The organism is Rhodococcus sp. 05-2255-1e, from assembly GCF_002259025.1.
In the GTDB taxonomy this organism is placed as follows: Bacteria; Actinomycetota; Actinomycetes; order Mycobacteriales; family Mycobacteriaceae; genus Rhodococcoides; species Rhodococcoides fascians.
In genome coordinates this window covers 62,845-86,132 of record NZ_NOZE01000003.1, presented here as the reverse complement: position 1 = coordinate 86,132, position 23,288 = coordinate 62,845, and the positions used below count along the sequence as shown (strand labels likewise).

Annotated in this window: 27 protein-coding genes and 1 tRNA gene; 19 read left to right on the top strand and 9 right to left on the bottom strand. The window is 64.4% G+C overall.

Annotated elements, in window-relative coordinates; genetic code table 11:
• Together rpmG and rpmB are read right to left on the bottom strand one after the other, a co-directional pair.
• Window positions 1-171: a 50S ribosomal protein L33 gene (rpmG, locus tag CH262_RS00480; RefSeq protein WP_170944568.1), complete on the bottom strand. Its 171-nt coding sequence runs from the start codon at window positions 169-171 to the stop codon at window positions 1-3.
• Window positions 168-404, bottom strand: a complete 237-nt coding sequence (gene rpmB / locus CH262_RS00475; RefSeq protein WP_032365915.1) for a 50S ribosomal protein L28 — start codon at window positions 402-404, stop codon at window positions 168-170. The genes rpmG and rpmB overlap by 4 nt, the downstream gene beginning before the upstream one ends.
• A gap of 137 nt (window positions 405-541) precedes the next feature.
• Between rpmB and mrf the strand changes: the two genes are divergently transcribed.
• The 5 genes from mrf (at window position 542) to CH262_RS00450 (ending at window position 4,837) form a co-directional block, all read left to right on the top strand.
• On the top strand, window positions 542-1,774 hold the full coding sequence (gene mrf, locus CH262_RS00470; protein WP_094716652.1) for a ribosome hibernation factor-recruiting GTPase MRF: 1,233 nt from the start codon (window positions 542-544) through the stop codon (window positions 1,772-1,774).
• Entirely contained in the window at window positions 1,771-2,031 is a 261-nt protein-coding gene (locus CH262_RS00465; RefSeq protein ID WP_032385686.1) for a type B 50S ribosomal protein L31, read from the top strand. The genes mrf and CH262_RS00465 overlap by 4 nt, the downstream gene beginning before the upstream one ends.
• Window positions 2,032-2,034: 3 nt before the next feature.
• Entirely contained in the window at window positions 2,035-2,202 is a 168-nt protein-coding gene (gene rpmF / locus CH262_RS00460; RefSeq protein WP_027496033.1) for a 50S ribosomal protein L32, read from the top strand.
• A gap of 77 nt (window positions 2,203-2,279) precedes the next feature.
• Entirely contained in the window at window positions 2,280-3,344 is a 1,065-nt protein-coding gene (locus CH262_RS00455) for a VIT1/CCC1 transporter family protein (protein WP_048319434.1), read from the top strand.
• Window positions 3,345-3,655: 311 nt separating this feature from the next.
• The gene (locus CH262_RS00450) at window positions 3,656-4,837 is read left to right on the top strand and encodes an RtcB family protein (protein ID WP_094716651.1); all 1,182 of its coding nucleotides are present in this window, start codon (window positions 3,656-3,658) and stop codon (window positions 4,835-4,837) included.
• 93 nt (window positions 4,838-4,930) lie between these two features.
• Here CH262_RS00450 and CH262_RS00445 read toward each other — a convergent pair whose 3' ends face one another.
• Window positions 4,931-5,227 (bottom strand): hypothetical protein, encoded by a 297-nt coding sequence (locus CH262_RS00445; protein WP_032371238.1) that lies wholly within the window; start codon window positions 5,225-5,227, stop codon window positions 4,931-4,933.
• A gap of 433 nt (window positions 5,228-5,660) precedes the next feature.
• Here CH262_RS00445 and CH262_RS00440 point away from each other — a divergent pair, with 433 nt between their 5' ends.
• Window positions 5,661-7,379, top strand: coding sequence for a metallophosphoesterase (locus CH262_RS00440; protein WP_094716650.1), 1,719 nt, complete (start codon window positions 5,661-5,663; stop codon window positions 7,377-7,379).
• Between the two features lie 64 nt (window positions 7,380-7,443).
• On the opposite strand, the gene CH262_RS00435 is transcribed toward CH262_RS00440, so the two are convergent.
• Window positions 7,444-8,460 (bottom strand): magnesium and cobalt transport protein CorA, encoded by a 1,017-nt coding sequence (locus CH262_RS00435; protein WP_027496037.1) that lies wholly within the window; start codon window positions 8,458-8,460, stop codon window positions 7,444-7,446.
• A 78-nt stretch (window positions 8,461-8,538) separates the two neighbouring features.
• Here CH262_RS00435 and CH262_RS00430 point away from each other — a divergent pair, with 78 nt between their 5' ends.
• Complete coding sequence (locus tag CH262_RS00430) at window positions 8,539-8,967, top strand: VOC family protein (protein ID WP_094716649.1); 429 nt, start codon at window positions 8,539-8,541, stop codon at window positions 8,965-8,967.
• Here CH262_RS00430 and CH262_RS00425 read toward each other — a convergent pair.
• Window positions 8,964-9,245: a PASTA domain-containing protein gene (locus CH262_RS00425; RefSeq protein ID WP_032371235.1), complete on the bottom strand. Its 282-nt coding sequence runs from the start codon at window positions 9,243-9,245 to the stop codon at window positions 8,964-8,966. The genes CH262_RS00430 and CH262_RS00425 overlap by 4 nt on opposite strands.
• Before the next feature lie 114 nt (window positions 9,246-9,359).
• On the opposite strand from CH262_RS00425, the gene CH262_RS00420 reads away from it, so the two are divergent.
• The 7 genes from CH262_RS00420 (at window position 9,360) to CH262_RS00385 (ending at window position 16,528) form a co-directional block, all read left to right on the top strand.
• Complete coding sequence (locus CH262_RS00420) at window positions 9,360-9,974, top strand: trimeric intracellular cation channel family protein (protein ID WP_094644506.1); 615 nt, start codon at window positions 9,360-9,362, stop codon at window positions 9,972-9,974.
• Between the two features lie 76 nt (window positions 9,975-10,050).
• A complete protein-coding gene (locus CH262_RS00415) occupies window positions 10,051-10,737 on the top strand; it encodes a response regulator transcription factor (RefSeq protein WP_027496041.1) in 687 nt (228 codons plus the stop codon).
• Between the two features lie 56 nt (window positions 10,738-10,793).
• Window positions 10,794-12,188 (top strand): HAMP domain-containing sensor histidine kinase, encoded by a 1,395-nt coding sequence (locus tag CH262_RS00410; RefSeq protein WP_094666207.1) that lies wholly within the window; start codon window positions 10,794-10,796, stop codon window positions 12,186-12,188.
• A gap of 100 nt (window positions 12,189-12,288) precedes the next feature.
• Complete coding sequence (locus CH262_RS00405) at window positions 12,289-13,824, top strand: S1C family serine protease (RefSeq protein WP_094716648.1); 1,536 nt, start codon at window positions 12,289-12,291, stop codon at window positions 13,822-13,824.
• Window positions 13,825-13,913: 89 nt separating this feature from the next.
• On the top strand, window positions 13,914-14,411 hold the full coding sequence (locus CH262_RS00400) for a MogA/MoaB family molybdenum cofactor biosynthesis protein (RefSeq protein WP_197077495.1): 498 nt from the start codon (window positions 13,914-13,916) through the stop codon (window positions 14,409-14,411).
• 764 nt (window positions 14,412-15,175) lie between these two features.
• A complete protein-coding gene (locus tag CH262_RS00390) occupies window positions 15,176-15,958 on the top strand; it encodes an MspA family porin (RefSeq protein ID WP_094716647.1) in 783 nt (260 codons plus the stop codon).
• A 120-nt stretch (window positions 15,959-16,078) separates the two neighbouring features.
• Window positions 16,079-16,528 carry a hypothetical protein gene (locus CH262_RS00385; protein WP_094716646.1) on the top strand — a complete coding sequence of 150 codons (450 nt, stop codon included), beginning with the start codon at window positions 16,079-16,081 and terminating at the stop codon, window positions 16,526-16,528.
• 109 nt (window positions 16,529-16,637) lie between these two features.
• Here CH262_RS00385 and mscL read toward each other — a convergent pair whose 3' ends face one another.
• The 4 genes from mscL to CH262_RS00365 form a co-directional block, all read right to left on the bottom strand.
• On the bottom strand, window positions 16,638-17,117 hold the full coding sequence (gene mscL / locus CH262_RS00380) for a large conductance mechanosensitive channel protein MscL (RefSeq protein ID WP_094716645.1): 480 nt from the start codon (window positions 17,115-17,117) through the stop codon (window positions 16,638-16,640).
• Window positions 17,118-17,211: 94 nt separating this feature from the next.
• Window positions 17,212-17,874 carry an RcpC/CpaB family pilus assembly protein gene (locus CH262_RS00375; RefSeq protein WP_032364080.1) on the bottom strand — a complete coding sequence of 221 codons (663 nt, stop codon included), beginning with the start codon at window positions 17,872-17,874 and terminating at the stop codon, window positions 17,212-17,214.
• 89 nt (window positions 17,875-17,963) lie between these two features.
• Entirely contained in the window at window positions 17,964-18,308 is a 345-nt protein-coding gene (locus tag CH262_RS00370) for an FmdB family zinc ribbon protein (RefSeq protein ID WP_094716708.1), read from the bottom strand.
• A 143-nt stretch (window positions 18,309-18,451) separates the two neighbouring features.
• Window positions 18,452-19,048 (bottom strand): 5-formyltetrahydrofolate cyclo-ligase, encoded by a 597-nt coding sequence (locus CH262_RS00365; protein WP_094716644.1) that lies wholly within the window; start codon window positions 19,046-19,048, stop codon window positions 18,452-18,454.
• A gap of 106 nt (window positions 19,049-19,154) precedes the next feature.
• Here CH262_RS00365 and CH262_RS00360 point away from each other — a divergent pair, with 106 nt between their 5' ends.
• The 5 genes from CH262_RS00360 to CH262_RS00340 all read left to right on the top strand — a co-directional run bounded on the left by CH262_RS00360 (window position 19,155) and on the right by CH262_RS00340 (window position 23,236).
• Complete coding sequence (locus CH262_RS00360) at window positions 19,155-20,108, top strand: UTP--glucose-1-phosphate uridylyltransferase (RefSeq protein WP_027496052.1); 954 nt, start codon at window positions 19,155-19,157, stop codon at window positions 20,106-20,108.
• Between the two features lie 33 nt (window positions 20,109-20,141).
• Complete coding sequence (glp, locus tag CH262_RS00355; protein WP_027496053.1) at window positions 20,142-21,401, top strand: molybdotransferase-like divisome protein Glp; 1,260 nt, start codon at window positions 20,142-20,144, stop codon at window positions 21,399-21,401.
• Window positions 21,402-21,438: 37 nt separating this feature from the next.
• Window positions 21,439-22,086, top strand: coding sequence for a GNAT family N-acetyltransferase (locus CH262_RS00350; RefSeq protein WP_032364078.1), 648 nt, complete (start codon window positions 21,439-21,441; stop codon window positions 22,084-22,086).
• Between the two features lie 148 nt (window positions 22,087-22,234).
• On the top strand, window positions 22,235-23,107 hold the full coding sequence (sepX, locus tag CH262_RS00345; protein ID WP_032371228.1) for a divisome protein SepX/GlpR: 873 nt from the start codon (window positions 22,235-22,237) through the stop codon (window positions 23,105-23,107).
• 56 nt (window positions 23,108-23,163) lie between these two features.
• Window positions 23,164-23,236: transfer RNA gene (locus tag CH262_RS00340), tRNA-Ala, on the top strand.
• The last annotated feature ends 52 nt before the right edge of the window (window positions 23,237-23,288 follow it).

The window sequence follows — 23,288 nt, the reverse complement described above, 5'->3', positions numbered from 1 at the left end:
TCAGCGCTCCTCTCGGAAATCAACGTGCTTGCGGACGACCGGGTCGTACTTCTTCATGACCAGTCGGTCGGGATCGTTGCGACGGTTCTTGCGGGTGACGTAGGTGTAGCCGGTACCCGCGGTCGACTTGAGTTTGACGATGGGGCGGACGTCGGTGCTCTTGCCCATCAGATCTTCTCCCCACGTGCGCGGATCTTGGCCACCACGGCGTCGATGCCATCGCGGTCGATGGTCTTGATGCCCTTGGCCGAGAGCGTGAGGGTGACGCGGCGTCCGAGGCTGGGGGCGTAGTAGGTCTTGCGTTGGATGTTGGGATCCCACCTGCGGCTGGTGCGCACGTGGGAGTGCGAGACCGACTTTCCGAAGCTGGGGGTGCGGCCGGTGACCTGGCAGTGCGCTGACATGAGCACTCCTTTCTTGCCGTTATGACAATCGTTTTCGACAAAGCGTTCAAGCGAATGTAGCGTGCATCCTCAGAGAATGACAATCGTTGTCGAGAAGAAAGGCGCTCGTGAACACATCACCGGACGATCGAACCCCGATGGTCCTCGTCTCCGGCTGGACCGGAGCCATGGACGCTGTCGTGACATCGCTGCTCGCGCCGGGAACTGTCGCAGTCCGCCACGACCTGAGCCGCGTCACCGAGGGCGTCGTACGCCGAACGTTGTTCGTCCTGGGTGAGAACCCGCGCGAGACGATCTTGGAACTGGCGCACGGCTGTGTCTCCTGCACGCTGCGCGAGGACCTGCTGCCGCTGCTACGTGCACTGTCGAGTCGCAGCAGTGTCGATCGCATCGTGCTCGTTCTGGACCCTGCGCTCGAGCCCGAGGCGTTGTGCTGGGCGGTGGACAACGTCATCGTCGCCGACGTGGTGGGGCAGATCGACGGACCGGCCTCGAGGGACGTCCGTATCGAGGCCGTGATCGGCTGCCTCGACGCGGCAACCTGGTTGGCCGACGCCACCGGCGACGACACCTTGGCCGACCGCGGCATCGTCGCCAGCGGTGACGACGATCGAACCGTCGCGCAGCTGGTAGTAGGCCAGGTCGACTACTCCGACGCGCTCGTCGTCACCGCAGGTCCCGAAATCGACGCGTGGGAGCGCGCCAGGCTCGCGGCTGTCCTCGCGCGGTTGGCACCGAACGCACCCGTCGTCTGGGTTTCGCAGGACTCGATGGTCGACGGCCCAGCAGTTCTCGCGGCCGTTCCCTTCGATGCCCGGCGCGGTGAGATCACGGACGCCCACTCTCCGCTGTTGCGCGGCCAGCCGCCCTTGTCCGTCGACTGCGGAGTCGCACTCGTGGAGTTCACCGCAACTCGGCCGTTCCATCCCGAACGACTGCACGAGGCCATCGACGTGTTGCTCGACGGCGTCGTCACCGCCCGTGGACGGGCGTGGGTGGCCACGCAACCCGACGAAGCGCTGTGGATCGAATCGGCCGGCGGCGGACTACGGGTGGCGAGCGCCGGAAAGTGGCTTGCGGCAATGTCTCCAGTGGAACAGGATCGCGTCGACACCACCAGGCGAGCGATGGCTGCGCTGCGGTGGGACGAGCAATTCGGTGATCGAGACACGTCATTGGTGATCTTGGTACATCAGGCCGACCCCACCGAGATCGACCGAACTCTGCAGTGGGCGTTGGTGTCCGACGACGAGATGACCGATCCCGCTCAGTGGACCACGTGGACCGACCCGTTCGGCCAGTGGCACGAAGACCCCTGCGAGAGCAGTGAATCCCCCTACGCAGACCAGTCACGAGAGGCAACAGAATGAAGCCAGGCATCCACCCCGATTACCACCCGGTGGTGTTCCAGGACTCGAGCACCGGGAACAAGTTCCTCACTCGATCCACCGTCACGTCAACCCGCGAAACCGAGTGGGAAGACGGCAACACCTACCCCCTGATCGTCGTCGACGTCTCGTCCGAATCGCACCCCTTCTGGACCGGGGCGACACGCGTCATGGATACCCAGGGACGCGTCGAGAAGTTCGAGAAGCGCTACGGCCGTCGAAGCCGAAAGGAGGCGTGAGACATGGCTGTTCCGAAGAGAAAGATGTCGCGTTCCAACACGCGTAGCCGACGGGCACAGTGGAAGGCCGTCGCCCCGGATCTGGTGACGGTGCGTTTTCAGGGTCGAGAGTTCAGAGTGCCGCGCAGGTTGGTCAAAGCAGTTCAGGCCGGCGTCTACGACCCGAGCTGACCCCCCGCTCGTGCGCGTTGTGCGCCCTTCCAGGTACGCACAACGCGCACGAGGGCGGAGCCCGGTACGTTTGCTCGATGGACGGAACGGAACCTTCGTCGAAGGACGTCAAGCGATGGCGGCAGTACCTCGCCGACGAGCGGGCCGAGGCCGCCGTCTATCGCGACCTGGCGGGTAGGCGCAGCGGTGAGGAACGCGACATTCTGCTCGAGTTGGCCGACGCGGAAGGCCGCCACGAACAGCATTGGCGCAATCTGCTCGGCGATCGCGTCGGGATGCCACTCAAAGGCGACATTCGTACCCGGATCCTCGGCGTGCTGGCGCGCCGCTTCGGATCGGTGTTCGTGCTCGCCCTCGCGCAACGCGCCGAGACCCGCTCGCCCTACGCGACCGACGCGGATGCCACCGACGCGATGACGGCCGACGAGCAAATTCACGCCGAGGTCATCCGGGCATTGGCTGCCCGCGGCCGTAATCGACTCTCGGGAACGTTCCGCGCCGCGGTGTTCGGTGCCAACGACGGATTGGTCAGCAACCTCGCCCTGGTGCTCGGCATCAGCGGATCCGGAGTGTCCAACCAGATCGTGTTGGTCACCGGACTCGCCGGCCTGCTCGCCGGTGCGCTGTCGATGGGAGCAGGCGAATACGTCTCGGTGCGCTCGCAACGCGAACTGCTCGAGGCATCGTCGCCCGACAGCGCCGCGAATGAGGCCGTTCAACACCTCGACGTCGACGCCAACGAACTCGCCCTCGTCTACCGCGCTCGCGGAATGACCCACGAGGAAGCCGACGCGAAAGCCGCGGACGTCATCCGACTGCTCCCCGCCGTCGAAGAACCGGCCACCGACATCGACGAGCACGAATCCATCGGCACCGGACTCGGTGCCGCCGCAGCGAGCTTCTGTTTCTTCGCCTCCGGTGCCGTCATCCCGGTGTTGCCGTACCTGTTCGGTCTCGAAGGCTATGTGGCCCTTGCCGTTGCCGCAGTACTGGTCGGACTGGCATTGATCTGTACGGGCCTGATCGTCGGACTGCTCAGCGGCGGTCCGCCCGTCAAACGCGCACTGCGACAACTCGCCATCGGATACGGCGCGGCCGGGGCGACGTATCTACTGGGACTCGCATTCGGTGGGGGAGTGTAGGTTCCGCTTCTTGGGCCGGAATGCACAATAGCGACGCACATCGACGGGATCCCGTCCGAGCGGCGCACTTCTGTGCATTCTGTCCCGTCTCCCATCCTCGCCCGGCGAATTAATTAGCTCGCGTCGGAGACTTTCAGCTCGATAGGGTCATCGCCATGCGCGCCACTTGTCTGCCCTGCGCGGCTCTCGACACGAGAGCCGGTCTGAGCATTGTGCTGCGCGCATATTCGCCCGAGCTGTGTGCTGCTCTCACCGGCAAACAGCGACCCATCGAATAGCTCTCTCTCGACGAGGGGGCAGAAAGGAACATCATGCCCCCGAACAAGGTGGGCTTACGGCTGCTCAACTGGGCGTCACAGCTCGAGGACAAGACGCTCGAGCAGGCTCGCGAAACAGCATCGATGCCGTTCGTGCATCCGCACGTCGCTCTGATGCCCGACGCGCACAGCGGCATGGGAAGTGCTGTAGGAACAGTCATTCCGACGTTGGGTGCCGTGATTCCCGCCGCCGTCGGTGTCGACATCGGCTGCGGAATGATCGGTGTCCGAACAGAATTCACCCTCGATGACCTCGACGGACGGAACCTGACGGATTTGCGACTCGCCATCGAGGCCAGCATCCCCCTCTCGCCCGGCAACTACAACGTCGGTGTCGATCGATGGCAGTTCACTGCGCCAAAGCTGCTCGAACTCGAGGAGTTGGCGGCCAGGGACGGTGTAGAGCTGAACCACTCACCTCAGTGGCGGGAGCAGCTCGGTTCGTTAGGAGGCGGCAACCACTTCATCGAGTTGTGCCTCGACGAAACCGATCGAGTGTGGCTGTTTCTGCACAGTGGGTCGAGGGGCGTCGGCAACAAGATCGCGAAGAAGCACATCGGGATTGCGCAGCGTCTGTGTGCGCAGTGGTGGATCTCGTTGCCGAACAAGGACTTGGCGTACCTGCCCGAGAGCTCCCGTGAATTCGGGCAGTACGTCCGGGATTTGAAGTGGGCACAGCGGTTCGCGTACCTGAACCGGGCCGAGATGATGGACCGGTTCGGCGCGGTATTTGCCGAATGGATGGGAACGGACGACCATCGCGAAGTAGAGCGAATCAATTGCCATCACAATTACACGGTGAACGAAACGCACTTCGGCAAGGACGTGTGGCTCACCCGTAAGGGTGCAGTGGACGCACACGAGGGTGTGAAGGCGATCATCCCGGGTTCGATGGGGACGCGCTCGTACGTAGTGGTTGGCAAGGGTTCCAAGGCCGGCCTGTGCTCGGCTCCTCACGGGGCCGGTCGGCAGTTCTCTCGGACCGAGGCCAGGAAGCGGTTCACCCACGAGAACCTGCAGGAGCGGATGAAGGGGATCGAGTTTCGCGACAGTGCCGACTTCATCGACGAGATTCCCGACGCCTACAAGTCCATCGATGTCGTGATGGAGGACGCCCGCGACCTGGTGAGCGTCGAGCACGAGCTACGCCAGATTCTCAACGTCAAGGGGACCTGAGGGTGCAGGGCCTGAACCTGCTGAACGACGAAGGACGCGCACCGAGATCACTCTCGATGCGCGTCCTGCGTGTTGTTCAGGGGAGGAGAAGACTCACTCCTCTTCGGGGCACGAGAAGGTGATGGTCACGTTGCTGCGGTCGATGGGCGCGAAGTACACCGAGCGCAGGGCAGTTGCTTCGCGATCTGCGAGTTCGCATCCGTTGATGGGGCCGTCGAGCTTGACCAGCATCAGGTTGCCGCTGTCCTTGATGATTGCTCGCGCGGCGGAGATCGACTTGCCCTCGATCTTGTCCTTGAAATCGGGCACATCGGCGGCCTGCGCCAGCGGGGCGAATCCGACCGCACAGGCAATGGACAGTGCAGCTACGGTCAACGACTTCTTCAGCATGACTTCTCCTCGGTTTTCAACTGTTGGCTCCCGTTGACTGGCTGCAGCCACAGGGGCGCGTGCAATCACCGGAGGTGTATAACTCACGTCGAACTTCAGCCAACGGGCGCTGACCTCAAGTTTCGTGATCAGAGTAACAGCGGATCTCGCGGGCGGCGGGGCAGTTGGCCCCGAACTGGACGTGTTCGTGGCCGCGTACGTCTGTTTCAGTTGGGCGAGCACACCGACATGCGCTCGATTGCTTGTGTTTCGCCCAATCTTTTTCGTGGTCGGCCCCGATACCCGCACCACCGATCGATGGCCGGCGCGGGGCTTTCCTCCCCGACGGGATTGTCCACGTTCGTCCCGTTGTGCCTCGGTGTTCTCCACTTGTTCACCTGAAGTGCTCCGTTCCGTTCAGCGCCCGAGGGGCCTTCACGGTCACCATCGATTCATGACGCTCAATCCCGCAGGCGAGACCGTCGCGACCGGAATTCCGGGGACGCTCGCCGAGAACATGACGATGGCCGAGCAGCACGACTGGCATCGGTCGTTCCTGCGGCGGCACCCGGTGAGTCGACGCAACTTCCTGGTCGGTGCCGCAGCGACGGCAGCCGCGGTGGGCGTCGGTAATTCGGCGTTCACGCGCACCGCCTATGCGCAGGATGCTCCGCTGGCGGTGGCCGGTCGACACATGGGCTTCGGCAACGATCCGGCGACGCAGTTGCGATTCTCCGCTCAGCTTTCTCGTAATCCCGGCATCACCGGTGTCTTTCTCGATCACGGCCCGACGCCTGCACTGGGAGCGACGACCTCCGCCGAGGTGCGCAACCTCGTCAGCCAAGTCCCGCAGACCGATGGCGGCATTCTGTCGGCCGAGCAGTACTACGTGCATGTGCCCGTCGACAATCTGACGCCCAAGCTGCCGCACTATTACCGATGGCGTACCGCAGACGGTTTCGTCAGCGACATTCGCAGTGCATCTCCCGCGCTGCCGACCGGACGCATCGCTCCGTTCCGCTTCACCATGATGGGGGACCAGGGCGTCGACGAAACCCCTTCGCAGCCAGCGGGTCTGGTGGCCGGTGACTACGACGACCTGTACTACAAGGCCGACAACGAACCGTCGGTCAAGCACGCGCGCAACATCAATCGCCAGATCGAGGCGTCGCGTCCGGACTTCCACATTCTTGCCGGCGATATCGCCTACGCGGATCCGTCTGGTGCCGGTCTGCCGCCGCAGTTCGCGGGCCACGGCAAGACGCCGCCGAAGGGATTCGACAAGTTCAATCCCTTCGTCTGGGATGGCTATTTCCAAGCGATCGAGGGAAGCGCGTCGACGGCACCGTGGTTGTTCGCCACCGGCAATCACGACATGGAGGCGCTGTACAGCCCCAACGGATACGGCGGCCACGCGGCACGTCTCGATCAACCCAGTACCGGGCCGAAGGGGTGCCCATCGGCGTATTCGTTCGTGTACGGCAACACCGCGGTGCTCTCGCTCGACGCCAACGACGTCAGTTACGAGATCAAGGCCAACACCGGCTACAGCGGCGGAGCCCAGAACACCTGGGTGGAGCAGACTCTCGCCAAGTATCGGGCAGACCCGAATATCGACTTCATCGTCTGCTTCTTCCATCACTGCGCCTACTCGACCACGTCGACGCACGCGAGCGACGGCGGCGTACGTGACGCGTGGGTATCGCTGTTCGACAAGTACGAGGTCGACGTGGTGCTCCAGGCGCACAACCACGTGTTCGAGCGCACCGATCCGATCCGCTCCAACCGTGCGACGCGGGTCGCCGGCGACAACGCCACGGTTCGCGGAAAGACCGACGGTACCGTGTATTACACCGTCGGCGGGGGTGGTCGTCCGCGTTACACGTTCCAGGATGGCGAGGGCGTCAGCTACCGGGGCCACGAGTTGCCGGACACGGCTGTTCCGAACAGCTATGTCTGGGCACCCGACGGCAGCAAGTCGGCGGAGTCGATCACCTGGTCGCGCGTGAGATTCCTGAACTACTCGTTCGTCAGAGTCGATGTGGTGCCGGGTATTCCGGGTATCAAGGCCAGCACGATGTCCATCGGAGCGATCGACGAATACGGCAACGAATTCGATCGCCTCACCTTCGAGCGCGACATCCCGGTGGGCCCGATCTTCGGTTCCTCCTGAGTGCCCATGTGAGTGGAACTTCGACCCCTGCTACGAACTTCCACTCACGTGCGGCGCAGCCGCTCTACAGCCACTTCTGACGTTTGAACACCACATAGAGCGCGCTGGAGCAGATCACCATGGCGACCAGCGCCAGTGGATAACCCAAGTGCCACTTCAGTTCCGGCATGTCCTCGAAGTTCATGCCGTAGATCGCGGCGATGAGCGACGGCGCGAACAGGATTGCGCCCCAGGACGAGATTCGTTTGACCTGTTCGTTCTGCTCGAGGCTGACCTGCGTCATGTTCCGCATCTCTTCGTTCTGCTGCTGCGCCACCATGGTGGAGTGCACCGTCATCGCGTTCTGCAGATTGGAACGGAATGATTCGATGCGGTCGGAGATGCGGATTGCGTGATCCAACACGTCACGAAGGTTTCGCTGCAGTTCGACGTCGACGTGATACTTGTCGGACCCGCGCTTGAGGGATTCGATCATCTCCACCAGAGGCTTTGCAGCACGGTCGAATTCGGACACCTCACGCAGCAGTGAGTAGATGCGCCGCGATACGCTGGGATCGCCGGTGAACAGCTGATCCTCGATTTCGTCGATGTCGGTCTGCAGTCCCTTCACCACGGGGACGTACTCGTCGACCACTTGGTCGAGGATTCCGTACAGAATGGCTTCGGGTCCGAGCGCGAGCAACTCGGGCGATTCCTCCAGCCGGTGGCGGACGAGGCCGAGTTCGGGTGATTCGGCGTGACGGATCGTGACGACGAAATCGGCTCCGAGAAAAATGTGCAATTCACCGAATTCGACCTTTTCGGTCTCGTCGATGTATCGGGCGGGCCGCAGCACGACGAACAGTTGCTCGGCGTAGCGTTCGAGCTTCGGCCGCTGATGTGCCGCGATGGCATCCTCGACGGCGAGTCGGTGAAGCCCGAATTCCGTAGCTACCGCGTTGATTTCGCTGATCTCGGGACGGTACAGGCCGATCCACGCCATGCCGTGGCGGTCACGCATGCACTCGAACGTGATGTCGAGACTCTCCGGATTCGCGGTCCGCTTTCCCTCGACGTAGACGGCATTGTCGACGATCGGCACTTCGGGTCACCTCGGTTCGAGAACTTCGAATGTGCCGGACGGCACCCGATCGAGACTATCGCCTGAAACAATGGGGCGATGCAGCAGCAAGTTCATTTCACCACTCTGGCCACTGCGGATCTCGATGCAGCCCGAACGTTCTACTGCGACAGGCTGGGGTGGACGCCGTTGCTCGACGTTCCTGGCGAAATCCTGTTCTTCCAGATCGGGCCCTGTGCGGTGCTCGGTCTGTACGACGCCACCGCGTTCGACGGGGATCTGGGACGGCCGCCGCGCGAGCACGACCTCGGCTCGGTCACGTTGGCGCACAACGTGGACGACGCGGCAGCCGTCGACGCGATGTTCGCGGCCACTCTCGCGGCGGGCGCGACACCGATCAAGACACCTCAGCGAACATCGTTCGGTGGCTATCACGCCCACATCGCCGACCCCAACGGAGTCATCTGGGAAATCTGCCACAACCCCGGTTGGAGCGTCGACGACGACGGGACGGTTCGGCTGACTTAGCCGGCACCGACTATCAGTAGGAGGGCGGCGTTCTCGCTGACCTTGTCACCGGCTTGAAAGTTGGTTCCGACGACCGTCGCGTCGGGACGGTCGTAGTCGGAGCTGACGTCGGAGAAGCCTGCATCCGACAACGCCTGCACCGCGTCCGATTCGGTCATTCCGGCCACTGCGGGAAGCGTCGCGCGGTCGGGTGCTGCGTCGGCGATAGCGCCGCCGCCGAGGGTCAGTGCCCCAGCCACTGCGAGGGTGGCGATCGTCTTCTTGAATCCGATACCCATGTCTTCGTCCTTACTCGTCGGCGCTCTCTGACAACGCAACCGTGCTCCTGCAGGCTGTGACAGCGTTTCGACGTTGCTGTGAAGCAGCTGTCAGTCGCATGACATGCTCGTTCGGTGCTTCTCGACCTCCTCGGATACATCGGTATCGCAGTCTTCGCGGCGTCGGGTGCACTGGTCGGGGTATATCGACGACTCGACTTGTTCGGGGTCTGCGTCGTCGGAATCACGACGGGCATCGGGGGCGGCATCGTTCGCGATGTGCTGCTCGGTATCCATCCACCGACGTCGCTGGACACCTGGCCGAACGTCACCGTCGGGTTCTTCGCCTCGCTGGTGGTGTTCGTCGCGCATCGGCAGATGGGCAAGGTGCGCCGGGGTGTGCTCGTGCTCGACGCGTTCGGGATGGGCTTGTTCGCCTCGACGGGCGCGACGATCGCCCTGAGTGTCGGCGGTAGTGCCCTGTCCGGAGCGCTCATCGGGACGACGACGGCCGTAGCCGGTGGCGTCATCCGGGACGTCCTCGTCAACGACGTTCCCCTGCTGCTGCACCGCGACCTGTATGCCCTACCTGCGCTGCTCGGTGCGACGGCCGTCGTGGTGGCCGAGGCGCTCACCCTGCCGGAGAACGTGGGGTTGGTCGCGGGGACGGTACTGGCGACCGGCCTGAGATTGCTCGCTCTGTGGCGTAAATGGAATCTGCCGCAGGCTCGGAACCTACCCACGCTGTGAGCTCCGACTGCCGGAGCGCGTACCGACCGACCACCCCTCTCAGCCGTGTCTCAGTCGACCAGGACAAACTGTACCGATGCGGATACTGGTGGTCGACGACGATCGAGCGGTGCGCGAATCGCTGCGCAGATCGCTCACGTTCAACGGGTACACCGTGGACCTGGCGGTCGACGGCCTCGATGCCCTGGAACAGGTAGCTGCGGCGCGTCCCGATGCGTTGGTGCTCGATGTGATGATGCCGCGTCTCGACGGCCTCGAGGTGTGTCGGCGATTGCGCAGCGTGGGCGACGACCTACCGATCCTGGTGCTGACGGCGCGTGATTCGGTGTCCGAGCGCGTAGCCGGTCTCGACGCCGGTGCCGACGACTACCTGCCCAAGCCGTTCGCGCTCGAGGAGCTCCTGGCTCGGCTGCGGGCATTGTTGCGGCGCACAGCGATGGAAGCCGGCATCGACTCGGAGACCATGACGTTCGCGGACCTGTCGTTGGACCCGGTCACCCGTGAGGTCTCGCGCGGCGAGCGTTCGATCAGCCTCACCAGGACCGAGTTCTCGTTGCTCGAGATGCTCATGACCAATCCGCGCCGAGTGCTCACCAGAAGTCGCATTCTCGAAGAGGTCTGGGGCTACGACTTCCCGACTTCCGGCAACGCGCTCGAGGTGTACGTCGGGTATCTGCGGCGCAAGACCGAGGCCGAAGGGGAGTCGCGGCTGATCCATACCGTTCGCGGTGTCGGATACGTCCTGCGCGAGACGCCCCCGTGATAGGCAGTTCGTTCGGGCGCAAGACGCCCGACGGTGTTCCACCTCCGCCGGCACCGATGCGGCCACCGACGCCGTTGACGAGATCGGTGTCGTTACGGTGGCGGGTGACGCTGTTGGCTGCGTCCGTCGTGGCGATCGCGGTGGCCGTCATGGCCATCGCTGCCTACACCGTGGTCTCGCGCGCGCTGTACGGCGACGTGGACACGCAGTTGCGTTCTCGCGCATCGGCATTGGCTGAATCGGACCTGGTGTCCTACGACCCACGGTTCGTGGCCGGTGCCACGTTGTATAGCACCGACGTCAGTGTGGCGTTGATCTACCCCGACATGACCAGCTACAACCCGCCCGGACCCAAGGTGCCCGTCGGCGATTCGGAACTTGCTGTGGTGCGCGGAGAGCAGGCTTCGTCGCTGCGCACACTCGACGATCAGCGAGTGCTCGCACTGCGTACCAAGGACGGCAGCACTCTGATCGTGGCGCAGCGACTGCTGCCCACCGGAGAAGTGCTGGATCGTTTGGCCTGGGTTCTGCTGATCGTCGGTGCGTGCGGTGTCGTGCTGGCGGCGGGTGCCGGCATGGCCGTGGCGCGCACCGGTTTACGGCCTATCGCACGATTGACTGCGGCCGCAGAGCGAGTGGCGCGTACCGACGATCTGACGCCGATTCCGGTGACGGGCGACGACGAATTGGCCCGGTTGACCGAGAGTTTCAACACGATGCTCCGCGCGCTGGCCGAATCTCGGGGCAGGCAGAGCAGATTGGTCGCCGACGCCGGGCACGAACTTCGGACGCCGTTGACGTCGCTGCGCACCAACATGGAACTGTTGATCGCGGCCGGGCGTCCGGGCGCACCGTCCATTCCCGACGAGGACATGGCCGAGCTGCGAACCGACGTGGTGGCGCAAATCCAGGAATTGTCCACGCTGGTGGGTGATCTGGTGGACCTTGCACGCGAGGATGCACCCGAGACGGTGTTCGAGCGGGTCGACCTGGCCGATGCCGTCGAGCGCAGCCTCGAACGAGCTCGCAGGCGTCGCAACGAGATCGACTTCGATGCCACGCTCATGCCGTGGTTCGTCTACGGAGATCAGGCGGGCCTGTCGAGGGCAGTGCTCAATGTGCTCGACAACGCGGCCAAGTGGAGCCCCAGCGGCGGAGAAGTCCGAATTGCCATGCGGCAGATCGGTGAAGGCCTGCTCGAGCTGACAGTGGACGATGCGGGCCCCGGCATTCCGGAGGAAGACCGCGAACTCGTCTTCGAGCGTTTCTATCGCTCGACGGCATCGCGTTCGATGCCCGGATCCGGTCTGGGACTTGCCATCGTGCGACAGGTGGTCGTCAAACACGGCGGCACGATTGCCGTCGAGGTGTCCGAGCGGGGTGGAGCGCTCATTCGAATCGTGTTGCCCGGTGAGGGTGCCGCGGACCACGAGACACTCTCGGCAAACTGATAGGCGAGTCTCAGCGCGCTCTCAGTACCGCCCTGCACAGTGAGTAGCAAGAAGGCGGGCGACCTCGAAGCCGAGGTCTCTATCGAAGGAAGCAACAGCGATGAGCGACGACCGTAACGAACCAGAACAGCCCGGACGGGATGCCGGTGCACAGCATCATCCTGCGGACCGGGCTTCACACGGCGGCGAGCACGATCCCTCGACTCAGCACCAGCCCACCCAGCAGCAGCCGGCTCAGCAGCCCAGCCAGCAGAATCCCACGCAGCAGTTCCCACCCCAGCAGGCGCATCCCCAGCAGAGCTACCCCCAGCAGTACGCGGGCTACGGGCAGAATCAGTACCAGCCCGGCTACGGCCCCTACGGTCAGCACGGCGACTCGCAGGCCGGTCAGCACAACCCCGGTCAGCACAACCCGGGCCAGCATGCGCAGCCCCAACAGGTTGCGCCGCAACCGCATTCGACGTCCGGCACCGTCAAGTCCCGGCCGGGTCGGTCTGCTCTGGTGGCCGGAGCGATTGCTCTCGTTCTCGTGGGCGGCGGAATCGGCGGCGCGGTCGGTGCCATCGCGACCAACAACGCCAACGGCAACAACGCCGGTGTCACCAATTCGCTGAACTCACCGATCACCGCCGCTCAGCCGGCCGCCAATTTCCCCGACGGTTCCGTTCAGGCCGTCGCGAACAAGGTGCTGCCGAGTGTCGTGCAGATTCAGGTGAAGGGCTCGCAGCAGGAAGGTGAGGGCTCCGGCGTCATCCTCAGCAGCGACGGACTGATCCTGACGAACAACCACGTCGCCACCGGCGCCGGTGCCAACGGCAAGCTCTCCGTGGCCTTCGCGGATGGATCCGTGGCCGACGCCACCATCGTCGGTGCCGACTCCGTCTCGGACATGGCCGTCATCAAGGCCGAAGGAAAGACGAATTTGACGCCGATCGAGTTGGGCAGCTCGTCCAACCTCGAGGTCGGCCAGCAGGTCGTCGCCATCGGCTCGCCACTGGGCCTGGCCGGCACCGTCACCACCGGCATCGTTTCCTCGCTCAACCGCCCGGTATCGACGTCCGGTGAGTCCGGCAACCAGAACTCGGTGATCGACGCCATTCAGACCGACGCGGCCATCAACCCCGGTAACTCCGGCGGCGCTCTCGTCAACACCGATGGCCAGTTGATCGGCATCAACACCGCCATCGCCACGCTCGGCGGCAGTGAGGGCTCCGGCGCGCAGAGCGGATCGATCGGTCTCGGATTCGCGATCCCGGTCGATCAGGCCAAGCGGATCGCCGATGAGCTGACCACCACCGGCAAGGCCACCCAAGCGATGATCGGTGTGCAGGTGCCGTCGAAGGACGATGCCAACGGCGCAACCGTCGTCGAGGTCACCGAGGGTGGCCCGGCTGCGGCGGCAGGCATTCCGAAGGGCGCGGTCATCACCAAGGTCGACGATCGGATCGTCGCCAGCGGTGACGCGCTGATCGCCGCAGTGCGCTCGCATGCACCCGGCGATTCGGTGAAGATCACCTACACGGACGGTGGCAGCGAGAAGACCGTCGACGTGACGCTGGGCACGGCCGAGCCGGCTGCGGCACCCGCCGCGCAGGTCCCGTCACTGCAGATCCCGTCGTTCCCGGGCGGTCGCTGATGCTCAGGGAAGCCGGTAGGCACGGAACCATTGCAACTATTTACGCACAGCGTGAGCCGGGTACGGGCCTTACTACTACGGTGAGCGGTATGGAACTCGACGCACCTTTGGCCGGCCGCGCGTTGGTCGTCATCGTGGACGACCGCACTGCTCACAGCAACGAGAAGGATTCGACGGGTCCGCTGGTGACCGAACTGTTGACCGAGGCCGGTTTCTTGGTCGACGGTGTGGTGGCAGTGACGGCCGACGAAGTGGACGTGCGGAATGCGCTGAACACTGCGGTGATCGGCGGTGTCGATCTGGTGGTGTCCGTCGGCGGCACGGGTGTCTCGCCTCGCGACGTCACTCCCGACGTCACGGCCGAGGTGCTCGATCGCGAAATACCGGGAATCAGTGAGGCGCTGCGCTCTTCCGGCCTGGCAGCCGGATCGTTGGACGCAGGCCTGTCGCGGGGACTGGTCGGAGTATCGGGCAGCACGCTGGTGGTCAACCTGGCGTCGTCCCGTGCGGCCATCCGTGACGGTATGGCGACGCTGACTCCGCTGGCGAGTCAGGTCATTGCCGAACTGTCGGGATTGGACGCGTAGTCACTGCGATGAACGACGAGCCGATCGAGAATCGACCGGACGACGAAGCGAGCCGGGCCCGAGCAGAACGGGCCCGGCTCGCTCGTATCTTCGGAGACGTGCTGCCGGAGACCACGGGAGACGACCGGGCCGACGGGCCCGATGGCGACTCTTTGTCGGTCGATTGGTTGAAGCAGCAGCGACCACCCCATTACTTTTAATGTGATCCACAACACATTTTGTTGGCTGGAATGACAGCTCTGTTAGTTAGTCGTTTACCTGTCGTTAGCGACCTACCCGGCGGTAGTGCCGGGCGAAGCCGCCGAAAACGGACACCACAGGCGGGGTGTGGAACGGTCCAATCGTTCAATCCGGACAGGACTCCCGCTGCGTCTTCCCATATCAGGGTCGTTTTACTCCTGATCGGCGCGTGTAACGGTTTCCACTTCTCGGGAGATGCTGTGACGCAGGTTATCGCTAACACGGGTGTGAAAGATGTTCACGCCGACGAAACACATCACGAGATGGCAACGTTTGGGCGTCGATCGTAGGGATTGTCACGGTCAGGCATCTCCTCTAATGTTCCCCTCAGCTTCCAAGGGATCAGGGCGTGGGACCAACCGGTGCCGCGCCCTTCATCTCGGAACTGAACAATCGAGGATGTGGCCTTCAGGCTCCATCCGGCTCGGGCTCGCACACACTGACGCGTGCGATTCAGTTCGAGGGTGAAAGCCACAAGCTTCCCCGTGCGACACCGCGCTGGGACTGAACATGATGAGGAATAAATGACGGAGATCCAGAAGTCGCGGCGCAGCCGGGGACTCAAGTCCATGAGCGTCGCAGTTGCTGCCAGCGCTTCGGTAGTCGGCCTGGTGCTCGGTACCGGAACCGCTTCTGCCGCTGTCGACAGCGCGAAGTCCATCGTCGACGCCGATGGCAACACCGTGACGTTGACGCTGTCCGACTCCTTCGTCAGCGGCGTTGCGCCTCTCGACGGAAACCCGCTCACCCGTGAGTGGTTCTACGACGGCCGCGCATCCTTCGACGTTCAGGGCCCCACGGCTGACGACTTCGAGGGCACCCTCACCGCCGGCCTGCAGATCGGCTACCCGTTGAGCCTCGACGGCGGCGTCTCGGTCGAGTGGGCTTCGCCTTCGGCCAACCTGGGCATCGGCAGCGGCAACGAGTCCAGCATTGGTGCCACCGGCACGGTTGCCGATCTCGCGGGAGTCGACCCCCTGGCGATCCCGATCACGACGAAGGCAACCTCTGACAGCAACCTCGACATCGGCGTTCAGCTGATCCCGCAGGCAACTGCGACCATCGATCTCGCTCCCGGCGGCGGCGTCGTTCAGTCCGAGAGTGCAATCGCCACCTTCAACGAAGAGGCGAACATCTCCAAGACCGAGGGTGACGCTGCAGGCGCTCAGGGCTCCATCCAGCTCGCCGGCGTCCACGGCACCGCTACGGGCATCCTGGGCAACGTCACGGTTCGTCCGTACGTCACCCTGCTCAGCGCAAAGGGTGACTCGATCACCACGTACGGCCCGGCAACTCGCCTCAACTGATCTCGATCGGTTGATTCTGGTTTCCTAGTTCTTCCGGTTCAGGCCCGCACGGATTCTCCGTGCGGGCCTGAACTATGTTCGGCTCGAACGTAGTTCGACATGTAGAGAGGCGCAGAAGCAGTGACCTACCCGAAAGCCCGTTTCACAGTGTTCGCCGCCGGAGCCGTCGTTGCTCTCGGGTTGCTCACCGGTTGCAGTGGTGGTGACGATTCGGCAGCCACCGGTCAGAACACCGACGTGTGCAACTCTTTCGCAGCCGACCACAATGCGTTCGTCGGTCTGGTGAAGGCGGGCCCGGGGTCGGCAGCCAACATCGAGCAGTGGACTGCGGAGAAGCAGGCGGCCGTCGACAAGGTGAAGTCATTGTCCGGCACCGCGTCCGGTGATGTGGCCAGCGCGATGACGACGTTCGCGGACGCCGTTCCGGCCGACACGCTCGAACTGTCGGAGCCCGACAGCGAGTCGGGCAAGGCGTTCGTCGACAACGGCGCAGCAGTGAAGTCCGCCTGCGAGGCGGATGGCACCTCGATCACGCTCGACGAGCTACCGCTGACCACGTTCACCAACTGATCGCCTGACGGGCCCTCACGGCCTGTCGCACGCCCCACAACGAATGAATGCGCCATTCACGCCGTCTGACAGCGTGAATGGCGCATTCATTCGTTGAAGCAGACCGGTGTCAGTCCTTCGAGTGCTTGCCGAGGTCGGGGGAGGAGGAATCGATAGCTTCGCCGCTGCCGCCGGTGGTGTCGGCCGCCGTCGAAAGCTTCTGTCCTGCAGTGGTTCCACCCGCGAGAATGTCGCGGATCTGCACCAGCACGTCGACGTCGCTCAGTTCCTTCTCCGGCTGGCTGACGAAGCGCTTCTTCGCGGTGTTGACCGGCAGGATCAGGACGAAGTACACGACCGCCGCGATGATGATGAAGTTGATGATCGCCGTGATGACCGCGCCGATATTGATGAATGTGGCGTCGTTACTATTGAGGATCTTGATTCCCCACCCCAGTTCGTTGCTGCCACCGACAGCGGCGACCAACGGGTTGATGATGTTCGTGGTGAACGCGGTGACGATTGCCGTGAATGCTGCGCCGACGACGACCGCGACCGCGAGGTCGACCACGTTGCCTCGCAACAGAAAGTCCTTGAATCCCTTCAGCATGAGCCGCTCTCCGATCTCTTGGTATGTTTCGGTCTCGCCAGACGTTAACCCAGATCGATCGACTTCGGACCCCGTGAATCGCCCGGGCACCGGCTCAATGCAATGTCACCGTCAAAGCGCTCACCAGCGACGCGGCTGCCACCGTCGTCGCATCCTCGGTCGGTAGGGCGAGCAGCACCACCCGATCTCGTTGCCGACCCCCGCCGGCCTCGGCGGAAACGAGCACCACCATCGCCCCCGACGCCAGTATCCGAGCTGCAGGTGGGGCTTCGGAGTTCTCCTGAGTTTCGACGGTCAGGACGTCCACCCGATCGCCTTCTCTGAGCAGGTCGGTCACGCCTGCGTCGGCGAGATGCACCGGTACGACGCGTGCCTCGGCCCCCAGCGCCGCGGTGGCTGTTCGAGAGCCCAACAGCCGGACGTCGGTGAGCAATTCGCCTGCTCGAACCGGGCCGGTCAGCGTTCGTCCGTCCACGTCGGCGGAATCGAGCACTGCGCCGTTGGGCACCGTGGCCGAATCCCATTCGGCGACGGCAACATCGGCCGGCGTCAGTATCGTTCCCGGCGTCAGGTCGCGGCCGGCCGTGACGACGCGGACGCGATCGTCGCCTGCGGCGTCGTCGACGAACAGCAGGACTGCGACGGCCACCAGAATGCCCGCGGCGATGCGTCGAACTTTCACCGATCCCACCCACGCGGGACGCTGAGCGAAGCGGTCGAGCAGCGTCGAGTCCAGTCGGTTCTTGCGGGCAGCCATGACCGGAACGGTAGCGGTCCCAACTGGCCTGAAGAGACCGAAAAGGCCGGCCTGTGGATAACAGACCGGCCTGTGGATGGATCCAAAAACTACTGGCTGGCAGCAGCTTTCGTGGTGGAGGATGATGAGGAGCTGCTCGACGAGGACGAATCCGACGACTTCTTCTCGACCGGCTTCGAGTCGCTCTTGGTCTCCGACTTCGTGGCCGCGGCGTCGGACTTCTTCTCGCTCGCGCCTTCGCTGGCGGTGCCGGAGTTGCCCCGACTGTCGGTGCGGTAGAAGCCGCTGCCCTTGAAGACGATGCCGACCGAATTGAACAACTTGCGAAGCTTGCCGGAGCAGGCCGGGCATACCGTCAACGTGTCGTCGGTGAAGGACTGGACGATGTCGAAGCGGTTGTCGCACTCGGTGCAGGCGTATGAGTAGGTGGGCATCGTGTTTCCTCCGCGCTGGTCACCGAGGAGGTTCGCGCTCTGCTGGCCGAGGCCGAACACCGCCGGTGTCTTGTCTGTTCGTCGAAACTGGGGAGAGTATTAGCACTCTACAGTCAGGAGTGCCAACGAATCGAATCGTAGCGTTATTCCGTACCCAAGCGTACGAGCCCGCCGCCGGGAGTCAGCGCGTGCGTCACGCGGCGGTCGTGCGGTTCGGCCGGCAGCCGGGAGAATAGCTCCTCGTCGCGCACGATGGCGACCAGCATGGCCTCGGGACTGCACAGGTCGAGAGTCCGGTCGTAGAACCCGGCTCCACGGCCCAGCCGGACACCGCGGCGATCGACGGCCAGCGCAGGTAGCAGCACCATCGGGCATTGCCCGACGGCGTCGGGCTCGAGTAGTGGACCCGACGGCTCGAGCAGCCCGTACGGTGCCCGCACCAACGCATCGCGACCCTCGTAACGCGCCCACTTCAGCGGCCCCGGCTCATGGGCACTCGGTAGCAGAACCGTGGCTCCGGCCGCGGCCATCGCGTCGAGCATCTCGATCGACCCCGGCTCCCGGCCGATCGGGACGTACGCCGCCACGACCGAGTGTTCGGCCGCCAATTCGCCGACGGCATGGCAGAGTGCGGAGGACTCCATCGCGCGTTGCGCATCGTCGAGCAGTCGGCGTTCGGCGAGGACATGCTCCCGCCACAGATCCTTCGGCGTGTTCTCCGAAAATTCGGGAACGCTCACAACGGTTCACTCTCCCTCTCGTGCTGTCGTTCAACGATATGCACTCGGGGGTCGAACGGGGCACACGCCGAGCCAATCTCCAGAAACCACGGATAGGGTGAGCACCATGACAGAAGCCGCTTCAGCGACGACCGCCGCCACGCCTGTGCACTTCCGCACGGCCATCGTCCCCGCCGCAGGCATGGGTACCCGGTTCCTGCCGGCCACGAAAACCGTTCCGAAGGAACTACTTCCGGTCGTCGACACTCCCGGTATCGAGCTCGTCGCCGGAGAAGCGGCAGATTCCGGTGCACAACGGTTGGTCATCGTCACCTCTCCCGGCAAGGACGGCGTCGTCGCCCACTTCGTCGAGGACCTCGTTCTGGAAAAGAAGCTCGAAGCGAGCGGAAAGCTCGAAATGCTCGAGAAGGTACGCGTCGCCCCCAAGCTTCTGGACGTGCAATCGGTCATTCAGCACGAACCGCTCGGACTCGGTCACGCCGTCGCATGCGCCGAGGAAGCACTCGACGACGACGAGGATTCGGTCGCGGTGCTGCTGCCCGACGATCTGGTGATGCCGCGGGGCGTGCTGGACGTCATGGCCCGGGTGCGCGCCAAGCGCGGCGGCTCGGTGCTGTGCGCCATCGAGGTTCCCGACGACAAGGTCTCGTCCTACGGCGTCTTCTCCGTCGAAATCGTGCCCGATGCCGTCAATCCGAACGTCCTCAAAGTCACCGGCATGGTCGAAAAGCCCAAGAAGGAAGAGGCACCGTCCAACTTGGCTGCCGCGGGCCGCTATCTGCTCGACCGCGCGATCTTCGACGCGTTGCGACGCATCGAGCCCGGTGCCGGCGGCGAATTGCAGCTGACCGACGCCATCGCACTTCTGATCGAGGAGGGCCATCCCGTTCACGTGGTGGTGCATCGTGGATCGAGACACGACCTCGGAAATCCCGGGGGATACCTACGCGCTGCGGTTGACTTTGCTTTGCAGCGCGACGACTACGGTCCCGCGCTGCGTGAATGGCTGAACGAACGCTTGAGCGACAGCTGGGCACCGGAACTGACGACGTACGAATAGCATCGCGGGTCGATGCCATAGAGGAAGGGCCAGATGCGCTCGGTCGAAGATCAACAGACCAGGGTGACCGCAGCGGCGGTGGCTCCACGGCCTGTTCGGGTCGCCATCTCGGAAGCGCAGGGTCTGCTCTGCGCCGAGGAAGTGGTCACCGAGCGTCCCCTTCCCGGCTTCGACCAGGCCGCGATCGACGGTTATGCCGTACGCAGTGTCGACGTCGCCTCCGCGGGTACCGACCTGCGTAACGAGGAAGACGAGCGCATCGACCTGACGCTGCCCGTCGTCGGCGAGGTCTCCGCGGGTTCGCGTCAGCCCATCCGGCTGCAGCCGCGTCAGGCCGTGCGGGTCGATACCGGCGCGCCGCTGCCCACGTTGGCCGACGCAGTCCTGCCGCTGGATCGCACCGACAACGGCCGCGCCCGTGTCAAGGTGTTCCGTCCGGTTCGCTCGGGTGACTACGTGCGCAAGATCGGCGACGACGTTCAACCCGGCGACGTGGCCGTGCGGGCGGGAACGATCATCGGTGCCGCGCAGGTCGGCCTGTTGGCCGCCGTCGGACGCGACAAGGTGCTGGTGCACCCGCGTCCGCGGTTGTCGGTCATCTCGGTGGGCGGGGAGTTGGTCGATACCGATCGGACCCCCGGGCCCGGCCAGGTGTACGACGTCAACTCCTACGCCCTCGCTGCTGCAGCACGCGATGCCGGAGCCGACGTGAACCGCGTCGGCATCGTGAGCACCGACCCCAAGCGACTGCGTGAAGTGGTCGAAGGCCAGCTGATCCGCTCCGAGATCGTCGTCATCGCAGGCGCGGTCGGCGGAGGCGCGTCCGATGGCGTCCGTGAGGCGCTGGGCGAACTCGGGGACATGGAAGTCGAGCGGGTTGCCATGCACCCCGGCTCGGTGCAGGGATTCGGCCAGCTCGGACGCGACGAGGTGCCCACGTTCCTGTTGCCTGCCAACCCCGTCAGCGCGCTCGTGGTGTTCGAGGTGATGGTCCGTCCACTCATTCGCATCGCACTCGGCCGTCGCCAGCCACTGCGCCGGACCGTCACCGCGCGGACCGTCGCACCGATCACATCGATCGAGGACCGCAAGGGATTCCTGCGAGGGCAACTGATGCGCGACGAGGGCACCGGCGAATATCTCGTCCAGGCTCTCGGCGGTGCTCCGGGCTCGTCGTCTCATCTGCTCGCGACACTCGCGGAGGCGAACTGCCTGGTCGTCATCGATCCCGACGTCACCGAGATCCGAACCGGCGAAGAAGTGAAGGTCTCGTTCCTCGCTCAGCGCGGCTGACGCACGCGCTCACACGCGCAGCGCATACGATCGACTGATGCCGCGAACGTGGTCGAGCCACCCGGGTTGGCCGGCGAAATTGGGTCCAGTCCGAGTGGCCGGGGGAACGGTGACCGTCCGGCCCGTCCGCATGCGCGACGCAGCCTCCTGGAGTCGAATCCGCACCCAGGACCGCGCACACCTCGAGCCGTGGGAGCCGAGCGGTGAGGGCAGTTGGAATTCCCGACACCACATCTCCTCGTGGCCCACACTGTGCTCGGGCCTGAAGTCCGAGGCACGCAAGGGGCACATGCTGCCGATGGTGATCGAGGTCGACGGCGAATTCTGCGGGCAGATCACCACCGGGAACATCGTGCGGGGCGCGCTCCGGTCGGCGTGGATCGGGTACTGGGTGTCCAAGGAAGTCAACGGCAAAGGTGTCGCCACCGCGGCGCTGGCGCTCGGACTCGATCATTGTTTCGGACCGGTCGGGTTGCACCGCGTCGAGGCAACGGTGCGTCCGGAGAACCTCGCCAGCCAGGCCGTGCTGCGCAACGTCGGCTTCCGCGAAGAGGGCCTGCTCTACAAGTACCTCGACGTCGACGGCGAGTGGCGCGACCACAAACTCGTCGCGATCACCTCGGGAGAGGTGCAGGGATCGGTCGTCGATCGATTGGTCCGCGCGGGCAGGGCGGCGTGGGCATAGCGCTCGCTCCAGGATTTCGGTGGCGGATGTTGTCAAAGTGACAGGAGTGTAATTTGGGTCGGCGCGTCTGCGGGGTTCTCGCACCTGCTCCACATAACCTGAGGGCGTCTCGACTGTCGCTGTCGCCTGAGGAAGGAGAACATCGCCGATGCCGAACTCGATCATCTGGATCGGTCTCGTGGCCGTCTGGCTCTTCGTTCTTCTTCCCATGCTGATGACCAAGCGTCCGCAGATCATGCAGACCACGGACGCAGCACTCGCCACGCGCGTGTTGCATCGGGGTGGCACCAAGCGCAAGCAGCGCGGCCCCGCGACCGGCCACCGCAGTGATCCCGACTGGCGGCCGGAGGACGACCTGCGGGTCTCCGCGCCCGCCAGCGAGATCTTCGGCCCGAAATTCGCGTCGATTCGTTCGGACTCACCCGATCTACCCGGTACCGCGGAGGACCCCATGGACACTCACGCAGAAGAAGAAAACGACCTCGAACGCGACGAACCGGTCCACGACGCACCTCGCGCGAGCTCTCCCGCACACGAGCCGGGAGTCGTCGACGACGACTTCGTGCCTCGCCGACGCGGCCGCGGCGGATTCGATCCCGAGGCCGACGCCATCGCCCGGGCCGCCCGATACGCCTTCCGTCAGCGCGCGGTTCTCGGCTTGGTGTTCGCCGCCATCACGACCGCGGCACTGGCGTTCATCATCTCCCCGACGGTGTGGTGGCTGTGCGGACTGTCCGTCGCAGTCCTCGTCGGATACCTGTACTACCTCCGCAGGCAGGTGCAGATCGAAGAAGAGATTCGTCGACGACGACTCACACGCATGGGTCGCTCGCGCCTCGGTGTGGAATCGGAGACCGACGAAGAGCTCGAACTCGTGCCGCAGCGTCTGCGTCGACCCGGAGCCGTGGTGCTCGAGATCGACGACGAGGACCCGGAGTTCGAGCATCTTGATCATTACGAGGAGCCGTTCCAGGCACGCCGCGACGATGACGGCGATTTCCGTCGGGCACAGGGCGCGTAACAGCGGTCCCGAGGGGCTTTGCTAGAGTTGCCCAGCCGGTCGAGACGACGGCAAACGGGGCTGTGGCGCAGTTGGTAGCGCGTCTCGTTCGCATCGAGAAGGTCAGGGGTTCGATTCCCCTCAGCTCCACCCGAAACGAAAGCCGCCACTCACCTCGAGTGGCGGCTTTCGTTGTGAATCA